We start from the raw sequence: 18,438 nt of genomic DNA, 5'->3' as shown, positions 1-18,438 counted from the left end.
TCGGCACGTGACCTGAGGACGGGCGGACCGGGACCGGCTTTTGCCGGTGCGGGTCCGCCCGTCCGCGCGACGGCCGGGCCGCACGTGCCTTCTACGGGCGGTGGCAGATGAAGATGGGGCCCGCCCAGTGCTCGCAGACCGGGTCGGTGGCGGGCGGCGGCGTCGGCTCGGGGGGAGGGGTGGGCTCGACCGGCGTCGGCGGCGGAGTCGGGGTCGGTGTGGGCTCCGGGGGCAGGGTGGGTGAGGGCGTCGGGGTGGGGGTGGGCTCCGGGGGTTCCGTCGGCGTCGGGGTGGGCGTCGGGGTTGGCGTAGGCGACGGCGAGGGAGGCTCTGTCGGAGTCGGAGTCGGAGTCGGAGTCGGAGTCGGAGTCGGAGTCGGAGTCGGAGTCGGAGTCGGAGTCGGCAGCGGCGTTGGTGACGACGTCGGCGTCGGCGCTGCCGTCGGAGCCAGCGGCGGCTCCGGCGGGCGCGGCGGCTCCGGTCGCGTCACAGGCGGCACAGGCTGCGGCTGCTCCGGCTGCGCGGCCGGAACCGGGGCCGGGCCCTGGGACTGCTCGGCAGGTCGGTCGGCAGGCTGCTCGGGCCGCGCCTGCGGAGGCACCGGCGCCTCGGGCCGCCCCGGTGCCGCGCCCCCGGGTGCGTTCGGCTTCGCCGCGGTACCGGGTCGGGGCTCGGGCACGGTGACGTCCGGCGCCCCGTCGGAGGCCTTCTCCGGCTCCCCGCCCGGCGCGTCCGCGGGCCGGGACGCCGCGCCGCTCTCCACCGTGACGGCGCGGGCGGGCGTCGCCGAGTGGCCCGGGCCGCTCAGGACGAGGCCCGCGGCGACGGCGGCTCCGGCCACCGTCGTGCCGACGGCCCCGACGACGGCTGCGGGCAGCTTCCCGCCCGCCGTGAGGGCGTGGCGCAGGCCGTGCAGCAGCCCGCCGGAGCCGGGCCCGCTCCCGCCGGACGACGCGGCGGCCGCGGCCCCGGCCCCGGCGCCCGCTCCGGCCGCGAGCGGCACCAGGAACTTGCCCGCGCCCCCGAGGACGAACAGGAGCAGGGCGGGTCCGACCAGGGCGGGCAGCCGGTGGTTGGCGCGGGTCAGCAGGGCGAGGCGGCCCCGGCAGTCGGGGCAGCCGTCGAGGTGGGCGACCAGCGTCTCGGACTGCCGGGGCGAGGCCTCGCCGCGCACGTGCGCGGGCATGCGGTCCCAGTGGGTCTCGCAGGCCGGGTTCTCGGGCGTACCGGGGTGGGCGCGCAGGAAGGCCTGGCGCATGCCCTCGCGGGCCCGGTGGAGCAGCACCGCCGTGGCGCCGCGGCCCGCGCCGATGCTCCGGCCGATCGCGTCGAGCGGCTGGCCCTCCGCCTCGGCTAGCCACAGCGCCTTCACCCAGCGCTCGGGCAGCTGGCCCAGGACCCGCGTCAGCAGGTCGACGGAGGACACCCGGGCCGCCGGGTCGCCCTCGCCATCGGCGACGGTGGTGACGTCGACGACCTCGGGCGCCCACGGGGCCTGCGGGTCGTGCGGCGTCTCCTTCGCGGCGGCCCGCCCCACCGACACCGCGAGGTGCCGCACGGTCGTCATGAGGTACGCCGCCACGTTCTCGATCTCGTGCCCGGCGGCCAGGCGCCGCCAAACGCGGAAGTGCGCCTCGGCGACCAGGTCGTCGGCCACCCAGGCGTTGCCGGTCAGGGAGCGGGCGTACGCGACGAGACGCGGATGCTCGGCTTCGTAGACGCGGGCGTACGCGGCGGTCGCCGCCCCGGAGGCGGCGGGGGCGGCCTCGGGCGGACCGTCGGCGGGGACCTCAGGGGGGACGTCGGCAGGGACGTCGGACATGACAGGACACTCCTGTCCCACTGCGGGGGTGGTGGGTGAGGTCGAAAGACTAGGTGAGAAATATCGGACATATCAGGGATAGGTGACGCAGGTCACAGTGATCTCTTCATGCACTCCCGTAATGAGGGCACCCGCTACCGGGTCGTAGGGGTAAGGAACCGGCAGAAGTGGAGCTCGACCATGGCCGTCATGCTCGAACAGTCCGCCCGCGCTCGTCTGATCACCCCCGAGGGCCGTGAGCGTCCGATCTCCGTGACGTTGCGCTATGCGGCGAGCGATCCGCTGGCGGTGCAGGTGACCTTCCCGTCCGAGGTGTCCCTGGACGGCGCCGAGGTCACCTGGGTCTTCGCTCGCCGCCTGCTCGAGGACGGGCTGAGCGCCCCGGCGGGCACGGGGGACGTGCACGTCTGGCCCTGCGGGCGCGCGCGTACCGTCCTGGAGTTCCACGCCCCGCACGGCCTCGCGCTCGTGCAGTTCGACCGGGGTGCGCTGCGGCGCTTCCTGATGCGCACCTACGCCGTGGTGGGGGCGGACGGTGAGGGGGCCGGGCTCGACCTGGACCGCGGCTTGACGGAACTCCTCGGCGGGGTCTGAGCCGCCCGACCCCTTCCTGGAGTCGACCCCCTTCCCGGATGCCGGCGAATTCCCCCTTGGATATAGGTTAGGCTTGCCTAACTCGATCACGTGCGCGCGTTGTTCCACGTGAAACGGGCGTATCAGGATCTCAGGGGAGGAGACCGGGGTGGGCCACGGCTGGGAAGGTGTCGTCCTCAAGCTGTTCCGAGGCAAGGACTTCCGGTTCACCGTGACCGGTGCCGAGGACGTGACGGAGCACTACCGTCGCCTCCACGTCACCGACGGCGGCATGCTCGCGCAGACCGGTGTGCACCCGACGATGTGGGTGCGGCTGTGGTTCGACAACGCGGGCAAGCCCCATCAGCGTGCCTACACCCTCGTCGACCCCGATCCGGAGGCGGGCACGTTCAGCCTGGAGTTCGCGCTGCACGACGGCTGCGCGAGCGAGTGGGCGCGCAAGGCCGGGCCCGGCGACACCATCGAGGCGACCGTGCAGGGCACCGGCTTCGACCTGCCGCAGCCCGAGCCGTCGCGGCTGCTCGTCGTCGGGGACGCGGCGTCGCTGCCCGCGGTGAACTCCCTCCTCGAAGCGATGCCGGGCATCCCCGCGACGATCTGGTTCGAGACGCAGCACGCCTCGGACCGCGAACTGCCCCTGGGGGTCGACCCGGCACTCCACGACGTGCACTGGATCGAACGGCGGACCTCGGGCGCCGAACTGGTGCGGCAGGCCAAGGCGGGTCTCGCCGCGGCCGTCGAGGGCACCGCCGACGCCTATGTGTGGATCACCTGCGACACGACGACCACCCGCACGCTCGCCGCATACGTACGCAAGGAACTGGCGCTGCCCAAGAACCGCGTCCACGCGCTCGGTTACTGGCGGCCGGGACGCGGCTGACGGCCGGGCGGTCCGGCGCCCGCGCTCAGGGGCGCTCGGCCAGCTCCACGGCGACCCGCGGCCCGGAGCCCAGCGCCCGTACGCCCGCGTCGGCGACGGCCGCCGCCACGTACCCGTCCCAGGCGCCGGGGCCCGTCAGCCGCCCTTCGGCCGCCGCCCGCACCCAGGCCCTGACCTCGCGGTCGTAGGCATCGGCGAAGCGCACCAGATAGTCCTGCGCGATGTCCTGGCGCGCGCCGCCCCGGGACCGTACGACCAGCGCGGGCTCGTCGCCGACGCGGGCGGTGCCGTGCTCGCACACCGCCTCGCACGTCACCTCGTAGCCGAAGCCGCAGTTGACGAAGACCTCCACGTCGACCAGGGCGCCGCCGTCCGTCTCGAAGAGCACCAACTGGGGGTCGAGCAGCCCGGCGGGCGCCCCCGACGACGGCCGGGGCCGGACCACGGTCACCGCCGTGATCTCCTGGCCGAGCAGCCAGCGCGCTGCGTCGATCTCGTGCGACACCGAACTGCCGATGAGCATCGCGGACGTGAAGTGCGGGGGAGAGGACACGTTGCGGTGGCGGCAGTGCAGCATCAGCGGCCTGCCCAGGTCACCGCCGTCCAACAGCGCCTTGAGCCGCCGGTACGCGGCGTCGTAGCGGCGCATGAACCCCACCTGGATCAGGGCGCGCCCGGCCCGTGCCTCCGCCTCGACGATCCGCAGCGCCGCCCGGGGATCCGGTGCGAGGGGCTTCTCGCACAGCACCGGCAGACCTTGCGCGACGGCGACGAGCAGCGCCTCCTCGTGCGCGGCGTCCGGGGACGCCACCACCACGGCCCGCACATCGGGCCGCTGGAGGGCGTCCAGGGCGTCGGCGTGCACGCGCGCGCCCGCGATCCCGGCCGCGGCCCTGCCGGCCCGCTCCGTGTCCGGGTCCGCGACCGCCACCACGCGCGCCCCGGCCGTCCGCGCGAGACGGCGCACGTGGTCGGCGCCCATGTGGCCCGCGCCCAGGACGGCCACCCCCAGCGGCTCGCTCACTCCACGAACTCCCCTCCCGCGCCCGACCGTCGGGCCACCGTAGCCGCACGCCGCCGCACGATCACCACGCACCCGGCGACGAGCACCGCCGCACCCGCCCCGACCAGGACGAGGGCGGGCCAGGCCGAGTCGTCGTCGGCATCCGCGTCCGGCTCCGGCGCGAACGCGGGTGCCGCCGCGGCGGCGTGCCGGGCCCGGTCCGGCGCCGTACGGGGCTTCGCGGGCAGCAGCGAGCCGACCGGCCGCACCCGGCCCGCGGCCGCGAAGCCCCAGTCGAGCAGCCGCCTGGCCTCCTCGTACACGGCGTAGCCGCCGTCCTGAGGGTTCATCACCGTCACCACGAGCGTGCGCGTGCCCCGGTGGGCGGCGGCGATGAGGGTGTTCCCGGCCCGGCTGGTGTAGCCGTTCTTGACGCCGATCAGGCCGGGGTAGCGGGCGACCCCGTCCGCCCCGGTGAGCAGCCGGTTGGTGTTCTGGATGGGGTACGACCAGCCGCCCGCGGGGAAGGAGGCGACCGTCGTCGAGCAGTAGCGGGCGAACTGCGGGTCCGCGAGGCCCGCCCTGCCGAACACCGCCAGGTCGTACGCCGAGGAGACCTGGCCCATGGCGTCGTAGCCGTCCGGCGAGACCACCTGTGTGTCGCGGGCGCCGAGCGCCCGGGCCTTGGCGCGCATCTGCCGGATCGTGCGGTCCATGCCGCCGTTCATCGCGGCGAGCACGTGCACGGCGTCGTTGCCCGAGCTGAGGAACACGCCGCGCCACAGGTCGGCCACGCGGTAGCTGCGGCCCGCCGAGACGCCCACCAGGCTGCTGCCGCCGCCGACGCGGGCGAGTTCGGCCTCGGTGACCGTGTGCCGCGTGTCCGGGTGCAGCCGGGGCAGGGCCGCGAGGGCGAACAGCGACTTCAGCGTGGAGGCGGGCGGCAGGCGGCGGTGCGCGTCACGGGCGGCGAGCACCTCGCCGGTCCGCGCGTCGGCCACCACCCAGGACAGCGCCGAGACCCCGGCGGGCAGCGGCGGTGCAGCCGAGCCCGGCCGCACCTGCGTACCGGGCCGGTCCAGGAGCGAGGAGGTGTACGCGGGTTGCCGCACGGGCGGCGTGGGCTCGGCACACGCGGCGGTGCCGGTGAGGCAGACCAACGCCCCGGTGGTGAGGGCCGACGTGCGAAGGAGCGAGCGGCGCAGGGCGGCCGGCAGAGATCTGATGGTCATTCAGCCACCGTAGGAGCGGGCTCCGGACCGCGCAGATCGGCTTGGCCCGGCCGGGGGCATCGGGCGGCCGCACTCCGCCAGTCGGGCGGTGCACACGGCCCGCGCGCCCGGTGGCGGCGCGGCCGGAAGTCGACGGCGGCGCGACCGACGGCGCCTCCGGGGCGGGGGAGAGTCAGGATTCGACGCTGGAGATGAGGTGGTCGATGACGTCCAGGGGGCTCTCCCGCCGTCGGTACGCGGCGCGCTGACGGTCGGCGCCGCTGCCGTCGGCCTGGAGCCGGGACCAGGCGGCGTGCACCAGCGGGACGTCACCGTGGCGTTCGAGGGCGGGCCGGACCTGGCCCAACAGACGCACGGCCTGGGTGGCCGCGGGGGCCAGGCGCCGGGTGGACAGGTCGATGCCCGCCCCGCCGAGCCCGTCGCGCGCGGCCCGCCAGCAGGCGGCCCGCAGCATCTCCGGCGGCGGGCGGAGCGGGGGCACCCCGGTCTCGATGGCCCGCAGCGCGACGCAGGCCAGCGCCCTGACGAGACCGGCCAGCAGGACCACGTCGCTCACGGTGGACACCGCGTCCGCGACCCGGACCTCCACCGTGGGCACGTGGTGCGAGGGCCGGATGTCCCAGTACAGGCCGCCCCGGTCGAGGAGCGTGTCGGTGGCCACGAGATCCGCCACGAGGTCCTCGAAGTGGCTCTGGGACTCGAAGTACGGCGGTGGCCCCGACACCGGCCAGCGCCCCCAGACCAAGGTGCGCCAGCTGGCGTAGCCCGTGTCCTCCCCGTACCAGTAAGGGGAGTTGGCCGCCAGCGCCACGAGCACGGGAAGCCACGGACGCAGGTGGTTGCTCACGCGCAGCGCGGTGGGCAGATCCGGAATGCCGACGTGGATGTGGCAGGCGCAGGTGCTCTGCTCGTAGTCGAGGGCACGGAAGCGCGCGAGGCTCTTCACATAGCGCGGCGTGCTGGTGAACGCCGGTGGCACGGGGTGCCCGAGGACCGGGGTGCCGCTGGAGACGAGCCGCAGCCCCTGCCGGGCCGCGGCCCGGGCGATGCCGCCGCGCGTGGACCGGATCTGCTCGGCCAGCTCGGCCAGCTGGGTGTGCGGGTCGGTCCGTCCCTCGACCTGATAGCGCGTGATCTCCGTGGTGACCCGGTCCTTGAGCTCCCCGACGGCGTCGGCCACGACCTTGTCGGCGCTGGGGCTCAGCTCCCGGGTCACCGGATCGACCAGCAGGTACTCCTCCTCGACCCCCACCGTGACGGTCGCCGCCGACCCTGCCGTGTCCCCGGGGTTTCCCATAGGGGCCATGGTGACACCCGCGGGAAAGCCCGGATCTGACGGAATATCGCCAATTACGCCGTGCGGCGCGAGGGCCGGGGTCGGGGCGTCCTCGGGGCGGGAGGCTGGGGCTGGGCCGGTTCGCGCAGGGGGCGCAGGAGCAGCCAGCCGATGGCGGGCAGCACGATCAGCGGCGCCAGGGCGGTGCGCAGGGACGTGGCGTCGGCGAGGGTGCCGATGAGCGGGCTGGCGACGCCGCCGACGCTGACGGTCAGGCCCAGCGTGACCCCGCTCGCGGTGCCGACGCGGCTCGGCAGGTAGTCCTGGCCGAGGGTGACGTGCAGGGAGAAGGGCACGTACAGGCCCGCGGACGTGAGCGCCACGCACCCGTAGAGCAGTGGCCCGGGGACCAGGACGACACCGGCGACGGCGAGCACGCTCACCGCGTACGACCACCGCACCACCGTCACGCGGCTGTAGCGGGTGGCGAGGCGGCCGCCGATCACCGTGCCGACGGCCCCGCCGATGTAGAGCACGAACAGACCGGCCGTACCGGCGACTTCACCGCCGCCGACGCGCTCGCGCACGTACAGCGCGATGAACGCGCTCAGCCCGACGAACACGATCGAGCGGCACACGATCGCGCCGGAGAGGCGGAGGAACGAGGCCCAGTCGTCGGCGCCGGTGCCCTTGGCCGCGCGGGCGGCCGCCGCCGTGGCCGCGAGGGGCGCCCTGACCTCGCGCAGCGCCGCCGCGCACAGGGCCGCACCGGCGAGCGCGGGGACGACCAGGAGCGGCGAGGCCCGCAGACCGCCGGTGGCGATGACGGCGGCGACGAGCAGCGGGGCCGTGGCGAAGCCGATGTTGCCGCCGAGGGAGAACCAGCCCATCGCCGTGTGGCTGCCGCGGCTGGCCACGCGCGCCACCCGCGCGGCCTCGGGGTGGTAGGCGGCGACGCCGACGCCGGACACGGCGACCACCACCAGCGTGAGGGCGTACGAGTCGAAGACGCCGCTGAGCGCGACACCGGCACCGCCGATCACCGTGCTCACCGGCAGCAGCCACGGCAGCGCCCACCGGTCGGTGAGCGCCCCGAACAGCGGCTGCACCACCGACGACAGGAGCGACGCGGCCAGGACGATGCCGGAGGCGGCGGCGTAGGTGTACGCCCGCTCGGACACGAAGTAGGGGACCAGGGCGGCCACGGCTCCCTGGTAGACGTCCACACAGGTGTGGCCGAGGGACATCAGGGTCAGGGGCCGGTTGCGAGGCGAGGGCTTGGACACGGTCCGATCGTCGCCCCGCCGCGCCCTGTCGGGCTTCCGATAAAGTGCCAAGGTCTACCGATCATCCGCCACCGCGGCGGACGCCGTACGGAGAGGCCCCTCGCATGCCGGAAGGTGAAGCCCTGTCGGCACAGGAGCCCGTCCGCCACACCCCCGTGGCCCCGACCCACGTCAGGGTCCTCGCCCCGGGGGACCGCATCGACGCGCACCGGCACGACGACCACCAGATCGCCTACGCGGGCTCCGGGGTCGTCGCCGTCACCACGGACGCCGGTACGTGGTACGCGCCCGGCACCCGCGCCATCTGGGTGCCCGCGGGCACCGTCCACTCCCACCGGGCCTACGGCCACCTGGAGATGTACTTCGTCGGCCTGCCCGCCGACGACAACCCGCTCCACCTGGAGGAGCCGACCGTGCTCTCCGTCAGCCCGCTGCTGCGGGAGCTGATCATCGCGTACGCCCGCGGGCCCGCGGACGGCAGCGCGGAGCGCCGTCGGCTGCGCGCGGTCCTGCGCGACCAGCTGCGCGCCTCCCCGCAGCAGCCGGTGCGGCTGCCCACGCCCGCCGACCCGCGCCTCGCGGCGGTCTGCGCGCTCGTCCACGCGGACCCCGCCGATCCCCGCACCCTCGCCGAGCTCGGAGCCGCGACCGGGGTCGGCGAGCGCACCCTCAGCCGCCTCTTCCGCGCCGAGCTCGGCATGACCTTTCCGCAGTGGCGCACCCAGTCGCGGCTGTACCACGCGCTGCGGATGCTCGGCGACGACCTGACCGTGACCGCCGTCGCGCACCGCTGCGGCTGGTCCTCGACGAGCGCGTTCATCGACGTCTTCCGGCGCTCGTTCGGCTGCACGCCGGGCGCCCACCAGCGCCGCGCCTGAACCGCGCACCGGCTCGCCGCGCCGTGCGCCCCGCTTGTGGGGGATCGCGACACACCGAGCGGATCAACAAACCTGGGGGTACCACGGCCCGCGTGCCACCGTTCCGTTGGCCGCGGCCCGCGGACTCGCGGGCCTCAGAACGAAGGATCGGCATGCGCAAGGTGAAGACGATGAGGAAGAGGCTCTCCGCGCTGTTCGTCGCGGTGGCCGCCACGGCTGTCACGGCGGCCCCGGCCGCCACGGCCCACGCGGCCGACGGGTACGACCGGTGCCCCGCCGGCTTCTACTGCATGTTCTCGGGTCTCGACGGCACCGGCGAGATGATCAAGCTCAGCGGAAACACCCCGGACCTGGCGTCGCTCGGCATGGACAACCGCGCCAAGTCGGACTGGAACCGGACGCCGTCGACCATCTACCTCTGGTCGGACGCGCGCTACTCCGGCTGTGCGGCCGTGACTTCCTCGGGGCCCACCGGCAAGGGCAACTTCTTCCCCGCCTACCGCGACTTCTTCAGTTCCGTGCAGTTCGACGGCCCGGGCGGTCCGAGCTGCGGGACCCCGCCCGGCGAGGACGGCTAGCCTCCCGGGGGCGCCCGGAGCGGGGGTGCCCGGGCCCCGGGGGCGGAGGTCCGGGGCGCGACCGGCGGTTCTAGGATGCCGTCATGGCTGATCCGGACCCTTCGACCCGCACGTCCTCCAGGGACCCGGAGCTCGGTTTCCCGCCCCCCGGCGCGGTGCTGCACCGGCTGCGCACCCAGCGGGGCATGTCACTGCGTCAGGTGGCCGCCAAGTGCGGCCTGTCGGTGTCCTTCCTCGCCTCCCTGGAGCGCGGCGAGACCGACATCGCCCTGGAGCGGCTCGGGCGCCTGGCCAAGGTCTTCGGCCACGACGTCGGCTCGTTCCTCGGCTTCTCCCGGGGCCGTGCCACGCCCTCGGTGTATCCCAGGGAGGAACAGGAGACCCTGAACCGCGCCCCGGGAGTCGCCTACCGCGTGCTGCGCGCCCCCGAGCTCGGCTACCAGGTCGTCACGGGGGACTTCGCACCGCACAGCGGCCTGGTCGAGGACCTCCAGCACGAGGGCACCGACCTGGTGACGGTCACCCGCGGCACGCTCGTGGCCCGCTACGACGGCGTCGACCACGTCCTGCGCGCCGGGGACTGCATCCAGTGGGCCGCGGGCCGTCCGCACACCTTCCGGAACGACGGCGACGAGCCCGCGCAGATGGTCGTGGTGCTGTTCTCCAGCCTGTATTGATCTCCAGCCCGTACTGACGCTCGGGCCGCGCCGCGGCCGTGCTGGAAGCGGCGGGTCCGGGCCGCGGTGCGTCCGGACCCGCCTGGGGCCTAGCGGCGTGCGGCCGCCGCGGGCTTGGGCAGGGTGCAGCCCGGCCGGTTCAGGTCGATCTTGTTCCCGGCGCCGACGCAGGGGACGACGATGTAGGTCTGCTGGGCGTATCCGATGTTGGGGCGAACGGTGACGTTGCCGTTCTGGTCGACCTCACAGGGGTTGTTGTCGGTGCAGCGCTGGCCGCTCTCATTGATGGTGTTGTTGACGGCCACGACCTTGCCGGTCTGGTCGTCGATCACCGGCGAGCCGGAGGTGCCGCCGATGACCTGGCAGGGCTGGGTGTAGCGGAGCGAGTCCTTCCAGGTCCAGCGCCCCTCCTTGAGGCGGTAGGCGAACCCGTCCACGTTGCACTTGTACATCCGCTTCCAGTAGCCGGACGCGACCGTGATGGCCCGGCCCGCCTGCGGGTGCGCGGCATCGATGTCGAGGGCCTTGATGCCGTAGCGGCTCTCTATGTCGCGGTAGGTGCTGGTGAGTTCGTACAGCGAGACGTCCGTGTCCGTCATCGTGCCGTACGCGATTTTGCTCGCGCGGACGGTGCCCGCGTTGCCGCCGCTGGCGTTCAGGAGCGTGAAGCTGCGGCTGGACGCGCGGTTCACGATGACCTGGCCGGGGCCGGGGAAGCCGGTCTCCAGACAGTGGCCGTTGGACATCACCAGCGCGCGGTCGGTGGGCTGCGAGCTGGGCACGCGCACGACGGAGCCGGAGCAGTTGCTGAGCGCCACGGTGCCCGCGAAGGTCACGGCCTTGACCTTCGCCTTCGTCTGCGCGGCGGGCTGCGTCCGTACCACCTGCTTGTCGGCCGTCGGCGCCTCGTTGCTGACGGCGGCCGCGGGCAGTGCCGTCGCGCCGAGGAGCAGCGCGGTGAAGACGGCACCGACGAGAGGCTTGTTCATGTGGGGGTCCCCTCTGATGGCTGTGTGACCGAAGGTGCTTCGGTTTTGTCATGTGCATCCTTGAGGGATCCCGCCACCAGGACAAGACCGCGGACGGTCAAGTGCGGGGAAGGCGCCGAAGGTTGTGGGCCCACGGGGACCGGGCGGGTCCGGCCGCTTCCGAAACAGCCGATGCCGTAAGGGACTTCAATACTCCGGTAGTGAACGATATTATGTCCGCGCGTACGATTTAACGTACGAGCCTCGCGTGCGACGCGGCTGCGAGGCCGAGGAGCGACGACTTCGGGAGGACAGTGTGGTTCCGGAACTTGTCAGGACCTGGGCGCTGGGCTGGGCGGTGTCGCGGAGCACGCCGCCGCCGGTGGAGCGGCCCTGGGGGCTCTACCTCGACGTGGGCGTCGCCGGTCAGGTGGGGCGCCATGTGCTGCCGTACGCCACCGAGTCCGTCGTGCGCGCGGCGGCTGCCTCCGTGAGCGTGCCGGACACCTGGCTCAAGGTGCCCGGGGAACCGGAAGACGTCGAACCCTGGCTGCCCGAAGGATGGGTGGTCGACAAGGAGGAGTCCGGCTTCTTGATGTCTGTGGGCCTGCGAGCCACGGCCCCGGCCGTACCGGACGGCTACGGCGTGTCGGTGCGATCGCGCGACGGTGTCACCTTCGTGCGCCTGCACGACCGGGCGGGCGCTCTCGCCGCCCGGGGGCAGATGGCCGTCCTCGGCGAGGCCGCCGTCGTGGACCGCGTCGTCACGGAAGAGGCGCATCGCCGCCGGGGCCTGGGCAGTCACGTGATGCGCGTCCTCGCCGACGAGGCGCTCGCACGCGGTGCGGGCCTCGGCGTCCTGGGCGCGACCGACGACGGCCGCGCCCTGTACGAGACGCTGGGCTGGAAGCTCAGCGCTCCGCTGGCGGCGTGCATCTACCGGCCGTGATCCGACGTGCGGTGGTGCGCGGACTACGGCGCCCGCCCCATCAGGCGCAGGAGGCGGTCCTGTTCGGACGTGTGCCGCGCCGGCGCCTGCGTCGGCCGCCCGTAGTAGCGGTCGCCGTCCACGAGAGGGCTTTCGCTGACGCCTTGGTAGATCCACGTGACGTGGTCGAGGATCCAGCGCACCGTGCGGGCGTCGAGTCGTTCGTCGAGCCGCACCGCCCGGGCGAGGTCCCAGGTGTGCGTGACGGCGTCCACCACGTACAGCCCGAGCAACTGCCGGCCGGTCACGGGACCGAACGGGTAGTCGACGACCCGGTCGAGCGCGCCGGGGCGGTGGAACGCGGCCCGGCACGCGGCCACCGCCTCGCGGTGCACGGCCACCGGGTCGTCGCCGAGCGCGTCGCCCCGGTCCAGGTTCGCCATGAACTCCGCGCTGCTGCCGCCCCGGAGCAGCGCGGTGTAGATGCGGCTTCCCCGGACCATGTGGTGGACCAGTTGCCGTACGTTCCACTCGGTGCAGGGAGTGGCGTGCTCCCAGGAGGTGTCCGGCACCGCTCGGAGCCGGGTGCCGAAGCCGTCGGCGGCGGTGTCGAAGCGGCCGAGCAGCATGGTGTCCGTGTCGTTCATGGTGCTCAGCCTGGCGCGCGGACGCCGTCGCCTCCGGCGGGAATCGGACGCCGATGTGATCACTCGTGAGGGCCCGCCCGGGCCCAGGCGAACGCCCTCACGAGTGTCCGCTCAGACGGCGGCCCGCTCCACGGGAATCCACAGCTTCGCGTCCGCCCGCGCCTGGTCCGCCGAGACGTCCACCTGGAGGATCTCGGGGCCCGGCCTGCTCCGGTACGGGTTGGACGGGAACCACTGCGTGAACACGTCCCGCCACAGGTGCTGGAGCGCCTGCGGGAACGGGCCGGAGTTCTCGAAGACGGCCCACGCGCCCGGGGGGACGGTGAGGGCGTCCATGTCGCTCGGTGCCTCGGCGCCCGTCACCACGCCGTGGTAGTAGTCGAGTTCGGTCCCCTCGGCACGGCTGGGGTCGAGCTGGTCGCTGACCCCGACGATCCCCGTCGGCTCCTGGTCCGACAGCGCGGCGACGCGCCGCAGGGTCTCGGCGTCGATGCCGCGGATGAACTCGGCGATCGCGGGGTTGGCGCCTTCGTGGACGAGCGGGACGCGGGCCTTCTTGCCCACCACGCGGAACTCGTCCTTGTCCACGATCCGGTATCGCATGCTGCTGCTCCCTTCGACGATGAGGCGGAAGGACATCCGGGGCTGGGATCGCAGCGCCGCGCCGGTGCGGCGGGCCTCGCTCGGCCCCACCCCGTGGACGGCGCGGAAGGCGCGCGCGAAGGCCTCGCCCGAGCCGTAGCCGTAGCGCACCGCGATGTCGAGGAGGCCGCGCTCACCGGCGAGCACCTCGGCGCCCGCCGTGGACAGCCGCCGCAGGCGGATGTACTCCGACAACGGGACTCCCGCCAGCGCCGAGAACAGCCGCCGGAAGTGGTACTCCGACGTCATGGCGATGCGCGCGAGCTCACTCACCTCGATCGGCTCGCCGAGATGCGCCTCGATGTGCTCCATGGCCTCGTTGAGCCGCTCCAGCACCCGGATCTCCTTCCCTTTCGCTCCCTCACGCTAGGGAGGAGCCACCCTGCCCGACCCGACATTCTGTGCCCGGTGCGGTCGGGTCCGGCGCGCGCAGCGCGTCCAGCACGGCGCGCACCGCGGCGCGCTGCGGTGCGCCGCGCCGGACCGCCGCCGTGATGGTGCGCGTCACGGGGGTCGCCAGTTCGCTGGTGGCGACGCGATAGCGGCGGTCCACCGCCAGGCCGGGAAGCAGCGCGATCGACAGACCCGCCTCGACGTGCTGGAGGGCCAGCATGTAATTGCTGAACCGGCACACCACCCGCGGCTCGAACCGCGCCTGCCGGCACAGGCGCAGCGCGAGGTTCGCCATGTACGACTGCGGCATGTCGAAGGCCCACGGCTCGTCCGCGAGGGACGCGAGGTCCACGGCGCCGCGCCCGGCCGCCGGATGCCCGCAGGGCACCACGAGCAGGATCGAGTCCGTGGCCAGCGGTACGAGGTCGAGGTCGGGCCCCAGCGGCAGCTCGTCGAAGTCCGTGGTCGTGATGATGAGGTCCGCGTCGCCGCCCCGCAGCGCGGGCATGCTCTCGTGCGGCTCCAGCTGGAGCACCTCGACGTCGAGGTGCGGATGCTCCCGCGCGAGCCGGGTCACCGCCGGTACGGCCATGGTGTGGACCGCGCTCTGGAACGCGCCGAGGCGCACCAGCCCGGCCGGTTCCTCGCCGAAGCCGCGCAGCTCGGCCTCGACGCTGTCCATGTGGTCGAGGATCGCCCGGGCCCGCCGCGCCAGGATCAGACCGGCCGAGGTCAGGCGCACCCGGCGCCCCGTCCTTTCGATCAGTTGGGTGCGGGTCTCGGATTCGAGCACGGCGAGCTGCTGGGACACGCTCGACGGGCTCAGACTGGCCGCCTGGGCGACCGCCCGGACGGTGCCGAGGGTGTCGAGCTGGGTGAGCAGGCGCAGTCTCCAGGGATTCATCACCTCAGGATTATTGTGCGGTTCAGCCGAACAGGAAAGCCGGAATTGTGAGATGGACGCGTCGCTCGGGCGCCGCCTAACGTCGGCGGCATGGCTCCTTCGACCACCCCTCCGCCCCCGGGCGCTCCGGCGGCCGCCGCCCCCGGGCCGTCCTCCGCGCCGTCCACTTCATCCGCATCATCACTGTCGTCCCCGATATCACCGTCGTCTACGGAGTCCTTCTGGGCCGACGCCGAGCGGCATCTCGTCCGGTACGGCGGCGCGTTCACGCGCGAGATCATCGACCGCGCCGAGGGCAGCTTCGTGTACACCGCGGACGGCCGGAAGATCCTCGACTTCACCTCCGGCCAGATGAGCGCGATCCTCGGCCACTCGCACCCGGAGATCGTCGCGACCGTCCAGCACGGGATCGCGACGCTCGACCACCTCTTCAGCGGCATGCTCAGCCGCCCCGTCGTCGACCTCGCCCGGCGCCTCGCCGGGACCCTGCCCGCCCCGCTGGAGAAGGCGCTGCTCCTGACGACCGGCGCCGAGTCGAACGAGGCGGCCGTGCGGATGGCCAAGCTCGTCACCGGCAAGCACGAGATCGTCTCGTTCGCGCGGTCCTGGCACGGCATGACCCAGGCCGCGGCGTCCGCCACGTACAGCGCGGGCCGCAAGGGCTACGGCCCCGGCGCGCCCGGCAACTTCGCCATCCCCGTGCCGAACGCCCACCGGCCCGACTTCACCACGCCCGAGGGCGCCCTCGACTGGCGCCGCCAGCTGGACTTCGCCTTCGAGCTGATCGACGCCCAGTCGACTGGCAGCCTCGCCGCGTGCCTCGTCGAGCCGATCCTCAGCTCGGGCGGCATCATCGAGCCGCCGCCCGGGTACTTCGCGGCCCTGCGGGACAAGTGCAGGGAACGCGGCATGCTGCTGATCCTCGACGAGGCCCAGACCGGTCTGTGCCGCACCGGGACCTGGTACGCCTTCGAGCGCGACGGCGTTGTGCCCGACATCCTCACGCTGTCCAAGACGCTCGGCGCCGGGCTTCCCCTCGCGGCCGTGGTCACCAGCGCCGAGATCGAGCAGGAAGCGTACGAGCGCGGGTACCTGTTCTTCACCACGCACGCGGCCGACCCGCTGGTGGCCGCGGTCGGCAACACCGTCCTGGACGTCCTGGCCCGCGACCGGCTCGACGAGCGGGCCCGGACCCTCGGCGCCTTCCTCCGCCAGGGCCTCACGGACATCGCCGAACGGCACGAGGCGGTCGGTGACATCCGGGGCCGGGGTCTGCTGGCCGGGCTCGAGTTCGCCGTCGACCCGCAGAGCGGGCGGAGCTCCAGCGAGCTGGGCGCACGCGTCACCCGGCGCTGCCTCGAACTGGGCCTGCACATGAACATCGTCCAGCTGCCGGGCATGGGCGGCGTCCTGCGGATGGCGCCGCCGCTGACCGCCACCGAGGACGAGCTGTCCCTGGGCCTGACGATCCTGGACCAGGCGATCAGCGAGGCCCGCGCCGGGCTCTGAGCGGGGCCCGCGCCGGCTCTGGGGTGCACCCGGGCCGGGGTACCGCGCGGCCCGATGGCGCCAATTGGTCTGGACCTGGAGGGCGTCGCGTCGCCACGCTTGACGAATACATGCCATAGCGCTGTGTCGTCGAAAGGTGGCCACCATGTCCCCCCACCCCGCGCAACACCCCGAGCGCACCGGCACCCCCGGCCCTGACGCTTGCTCAGGCTTCGGGCGCCGCGCGTTCGTCGGCGTCCTCGGCGCCGCCGCCCTCGGCACCCTCGCGTCCGCCGCGCACGCCTCGCCGGAGCCCGTGCGCGCGGGGCGTGGCGGAGCCGACCTGCGGCCGGTGTTCCTCGGCACGTACGGCAACGGCATCATCACCTGCACGTACGACACCACAACCGGCGCACTGACCCGGCAGGGCGCCTTCACGGCGGTGACCGACCCGTCCTTCCTCGCCGTGGCCCCCGGCGGCAAGGCGCTGTACGCGCTGGACAACGGCGGGCGCCAGGGCGCGGTGCGGGCCTTCGCCATCGGTACCGGGGGCACGCTGAGCCCGCTCGGCCCGGCGCAGTCCACAGGCGGCGCCAACGTCACGCACCTGTCCGTGCACCCCAACGGGCGCCATCTGCTCAGCGCCAACTACGGGGGCGGCAGCGTCGCCGCGCACACCCTCACCGGCGACGGCGGCGTGGGCGCGCGCACGGGCTTCGTCCAGCACACCGGCTCCGGGCCCGACCCCTCACGGCAGGAGGGCCCGCACGCGCACCAGATCCTCACCGACCCCAAGGGCGCCCACGTCTTCGCCGTCGACCTGGGCACCGACAAGGTGTACACGTACCGGCTCGACACCGTCAGCGGTGCGCTGCGCCCCGTGTCCGAGGCCCGCTCGGTGCCGGGCGCCGGGCCCCGGCACATGGTCTTCCACCCGACGGCCCCGTACGCCTATGTGGCGAACGAGCTGAACAGCACCATCAGCGTCTACGCCTACGACACGGCGACCGGCGTGCTGACGCGCGGCCAGAGCCTGCCCACTGTCCCCGCCGGGCTCGGGCGGGCCGTCCGCAACTACCCGGCCGAAGTGACGGTCTCGGCCGACGGCCGCTTCGTCTATCTGTCCAACCGCGGGCACGAGAGCGTCGCCCGCTTCTCCGTCACCGGCGGCGGAGCCGAACTGCGCCTGCTCGACACGGTGCCGAGCGGCGGTTCCTGGCCCCGGCACCTCAGCCTCTCGCCGTCCGGCGCGCTGCTCTTCACCGCCAACCAGTACGGCAACACGGTCGCGGCCTTCACCGTGAACCGGGACTCCGGCGCCCTCACTCCCTCCGGCCGCCCCTTCGCCACGTCGTCCCTGGGCTGCGTCCTGCCGATCTGAGCGGCTCCCGAGGGGGAGAGGAGCGGTCCCCTGTGGACGGACCCGGGCGACGACCCCCGCGACGGAGCCACACCGGACGGCGACTTCGACGGCGCGGTCGCCGACCAGGCCGTGGTCGACGCCTCGTACGCACTGCGGACACGCCGACCTGCTGCGCGAGTGCGTGGACGGACGGGTCGGCCAGTGACGAGGGGACCTGCGGAGCGGGAGTGCGGCCGTGGGCTCCGGCGGGCGCTCGCCGGAGCCCACGGCGGACCGTCAGGCGGGCAGGGCCGCCTCGACGGCGGCCACGACCTCGGCCGCGTCGGGCTCGGTCTGCGGAGCGAACCGCGCGACGACCGTGCCGTCGGGGCCGATCAGGAACTTCTCGAAGTTCCAGCGGATGTCGCCGGTGTGGCCCTCGGCGTCCGCCGCCGTGACCAGGTGCTGGTACAGCGGGTGCCGCTCCGCGCCGTTGACGTCCACCTTCTCCGTCATGGGGAAGGTCACGCCGTACGTCGCCGAGCAGAACTCGGCGATCTCCTCGGACGTGCCGGGCTCCTGGCCCATGAACTGGTTGCACGGCACCCCGAGGACGGTGAAGCCACGGCCGGCGTACTGCTCGTGCAGCCGCTCCAGGCCCGTGTACTGCGGGGTGAGGCCGCACTTGGAGGCGACGTTGACGATGAGGACGGCCTTGCCCAGGTACTGGGTCAGGTCCGCGGGGCCGCCCTGGAGGCTCTCGATCTCTACTGCGTCGTAGACAGACATGCTGCGGAGCCTACGCCCCGGTACTGACCGGTCATCACGAGAGGGGGCACCACGAGAGGGGACCTCCAAGACCGCCGCGAGCGCGCCGGCAGCCCGGAGGTCCTCGCGGGC

At 73.7% G+C, this 18,438-nt stretch carries 18 protein-coding genes; 8 read left to right on the top strand and 10 right to left on the bottom strand.

Annotated features, from left to right (window positions below; genetic code table 11):
• Positions 1-91: 91 nt before the first annotated feature.
• Positions 92-1,822, bottom strand: a complete 1,731-nt coding sequence (locus AC5WAM_RS02455) for a sigma factor (protein WP_495521365.1) — start codon at positions 1,820-1,822, stop codon at positions 92-94.
• A 180-nt stretch (positions 1,823-2,002) separates the two neighbouring features.
• Between AC5WAM_RS02455 and AC5WAM_RS02450 the strand changes: the two genes are divergently transcribed.
• Both AC5WAM_RS02450 and AC5WAM_RS02445 read left to right on the top strand, forming a co-directional pair.
• Positions 2,003-2,416, top strand: a complete 414-nt coding sequence (locus tag AC5WAM_RS02450) for an SsgA family sporulation/cell division regulator (protein ID WP_495521364.1) — start codon at positions 2,003-2,005, stop codon at positions 2,414-2,416.
• A gap of 148 nt (positions 2,417-2,564) precedes the next feature.
• A complete protein-coding gene (locus AC5WAM_RS02445; RefSeq protein WP_495521363.1) occupies positions 2,565-3,296 on the top strand; it encodes a siderophore-interacting protein in 732 nt (243 codons plus the stop codon).
• A 25-nt stretch (positions 3,297-3,321) separates the two neighbouring features.
• On the opposite strand, the gene AC5WAM_RS02440 is transcribed toward AC5WAM_RS02445, so the two are convergent.
• The 4 genes from AC5WAM_RS02440 to AC5WAM_RS02425 form a co-directional block, all read right to left on the bottom strand.
• Positions 3,322-4,320, bottom strand: coding sequence for a Gfo/Idh/MocA family protein (locus AC5WAM_RS02440; protein WP_495521362.1), 999 nt, complete (start codon positions 4,318-4,320; stop codon positions 3,322-3,324).
• Positions 4,317-5,531: a D-alanyl-D-alanine carboxypeptidase family protein gene (locus AC5WAM_RS02435; RefSeq protein WP_366795708.1), complete on the bottom strand. Its 1,215-nt coding sequence runs from the start codon at positions 5,529-5,531 to the stop codon at positions 4,317-4,319. Before AC5WAM_RS02435 ends, AC5WAM_RS02440 begins: the two co-directional genes overlap by 4 nt.
• Positions 5,532-5,703: 172 nt before the next feature.
• On the bottom strand, positions 5,704-6,828 hold the full coding sequence (locus AC5WAM_RS02430) for a carboxylate-amine ligase (RefSeq protein WP_495521361.1): 1,125 nt from the start codon (positions 6,826-6,828) through the stop codon (positions 5,704-5,706).
• Between the two features lie 53 nt (positions 6,829-6,881).
• Positions 6,882-8,054 (bottom strand): MFS transporter, encoded by a 1,173-nt coding sequence (locus AC5WAM_RS02425; RefSeq protein ID WP_495523488.1) that lies wholly within the window; start codon positions 8,052-8,054, stop codon positions 6,882-6,884.
• Positions 8,055-8,197: 143 nt separating this feature from the next.
• Between AC5WAM_RS02425 and AC5WAM_RS02420 the strand changes: the two genes are divergently transcribed.
• From AC5WAM_RS02420 to AC5WAM_RS02410, 3 genes are all read left to right on the top strand, one after another.
• Complete coding sequence (locus tag AC5WAM_RS02420; RefSeq protein ID WP_495521360.1) at positions 8,198-8,971, top strand: AraC family transcriptional regulator; 774 nt, start codon at positions 8,198-8,200, stop codon at positions 8,969-8,971.
• 170 nt (positions 8,972-9,141) lie between these two features.
• A complete protein-coding gene (locus AC5WAM_RS02415; protein ID WP_495521359.1) occupies positions 9,142-9,549 on the top strand; it encodes a peptidase inhibitor family I36 protein in 408 nt (135 codons plus the stop codon).
• Between the two features lie 83 nt (positions 9,550-9,632).
• A complete protein-coding gene (locus tag AC5WAM_RS02410) occupies positions 9,633-10,226 on the top strand; it encodes a helix-turn-helix domain-containing protein (RefSeq protein ID WP_495521358.1) in 594 nt (197 codons plus the stop codon).
• Positions 10,227-10,315: 89 nt separating this feature from the next.
• Here the strand turns inward: AC5WAM_RS02410 and AC5WAM_RS02405 are convergent, their stop codons facing one another.
• On the bottom strand, positions 10,316-11,215 hold the full coding sequence (locus AC5WAM_RS02405) for a S1 family peptidase (protein ID WP_495521357.1): 900 nt from the start codon (positions 11,213-11,215) through the stop codon (positions 10,316-10,318).
• A gap of 295 nt (positions 11,216-11,510) precedes the next feature.
• On the opposite strand from AC5WAM_RS02405, the gene AC5WAM_RS02400 reads away from it, so the two are divergent.
• A complete protein-coding gene (locus tag AC5WAM_RS02400) occupies positions 11,511-12,143 on the top strand; it encodes a GNAT family N-acetyltransferase (protein ID WP_495521356.1) in 633 nt (210 codons plus the stop codon).
• A 23-nt stretch (positions 12,144-12,166) separates the two neighbouring features.
• On the opposite strand, the gene AC5WAM_RS02395 is transcribed toward AC5WAM_RS02400, so the two are convergent.
• The 3 genes from AC5WAM_RS02395 to AC5WAM_RS02385 form a co-directional block, all read right to left on the bottom strand.
• Positions 12,167-12,769, bottom strand: a complete 603-nt coding sequence (locus tag AC5WAM_RS02395; protein WP_495521355.1) for a TIGR03086 family metal-binding protein — start codon at positions 12,767-12,769, stop codon at positions 12,167-12,169.
• A gap of 111 nt (positions 12,770-12,880) precedes the next feature.
• Positions 12,881-13,747, bottom strand: coding sequence for a GyrI-like domain-containing protein (locus tag AC5WAM_RS02390; protein ID WP_495521354.1), 867 nt, complete (start codon positions 13,745-13,747; stop codon positions 12,881-12,883).
• A gap of 25 nt (positions 13,748-13,772) precedes the next feature.
• A complete protein-coding gene (locus AC5WAM_RS02385) occupies positions 13,773-14,708 on the bottom strand; it encodes a LysR family transcriptional regulator (protein WP_366795717.1) in 936 nt (311 codons plus the stop codon).
• A 90-nt stretch (positions 14,709-14,798) separates the two neighbouring features.
• On the opposite strand from AC5WAM_RS02385, the gene AC5WAM_RS02380 reads away from it, so the two are divergent.
• Together AC5WAM_RS02380 and AC5WAM_RS02375 are read left to right on the top strand one after the other, a co-directional pair.
• Complete coding sequence (locus tag AC5WAM_RS02380; RefSeq protein WP_495521353.1) at positions 14,799-16,217, top strand: aspartate aminotransferase family protein; 1,419 nt, start codon at positions 14,799-14,801, stop codon at positions 16,215-16,217.
• 145 nt (positions 16,218-16,362) lie between these two features.
• Positions 16,363-17,577 carry a lactonase family protein gene (locus tag AC5WAM_RS02375; protein WP_495521352.1) on the top strand — a complete coding sequence of 405 codons (1,215 nt, stop codon included), beginning with the start codon at positions 16,363-16,365 and terminating at the stop codon, positions 17,575-17,577.
• 258 nt (positions 17,578-17,835) lie between these two features.
• Here AC5WAM_RS02375 and AC5WAM_RS02370 read toward each other — a convergent pair whose 3' ends face one another.
• The gene (locus AC5WAM_RS02370) at positions 17,836-18,327 is read right to left on the bottom strand and encodes a glutathione peroxidase (protein WP_495521351.1); all 492 of its coding nucleotides are present in this window, start codon (positions 18,325-18,327) and stop codon (positions 17,836-17,838) included.
• Positions 18,328-18,438 lie beyond the last annotated feature (111 nt).

The organism is Streptomyces sp. JLYT201, assembly GCF_059448825.1.
Note: the sequence above shows the minus strand (reverse complement) of the source record. Positions and strands in the feature narration are given on the sequence as shown.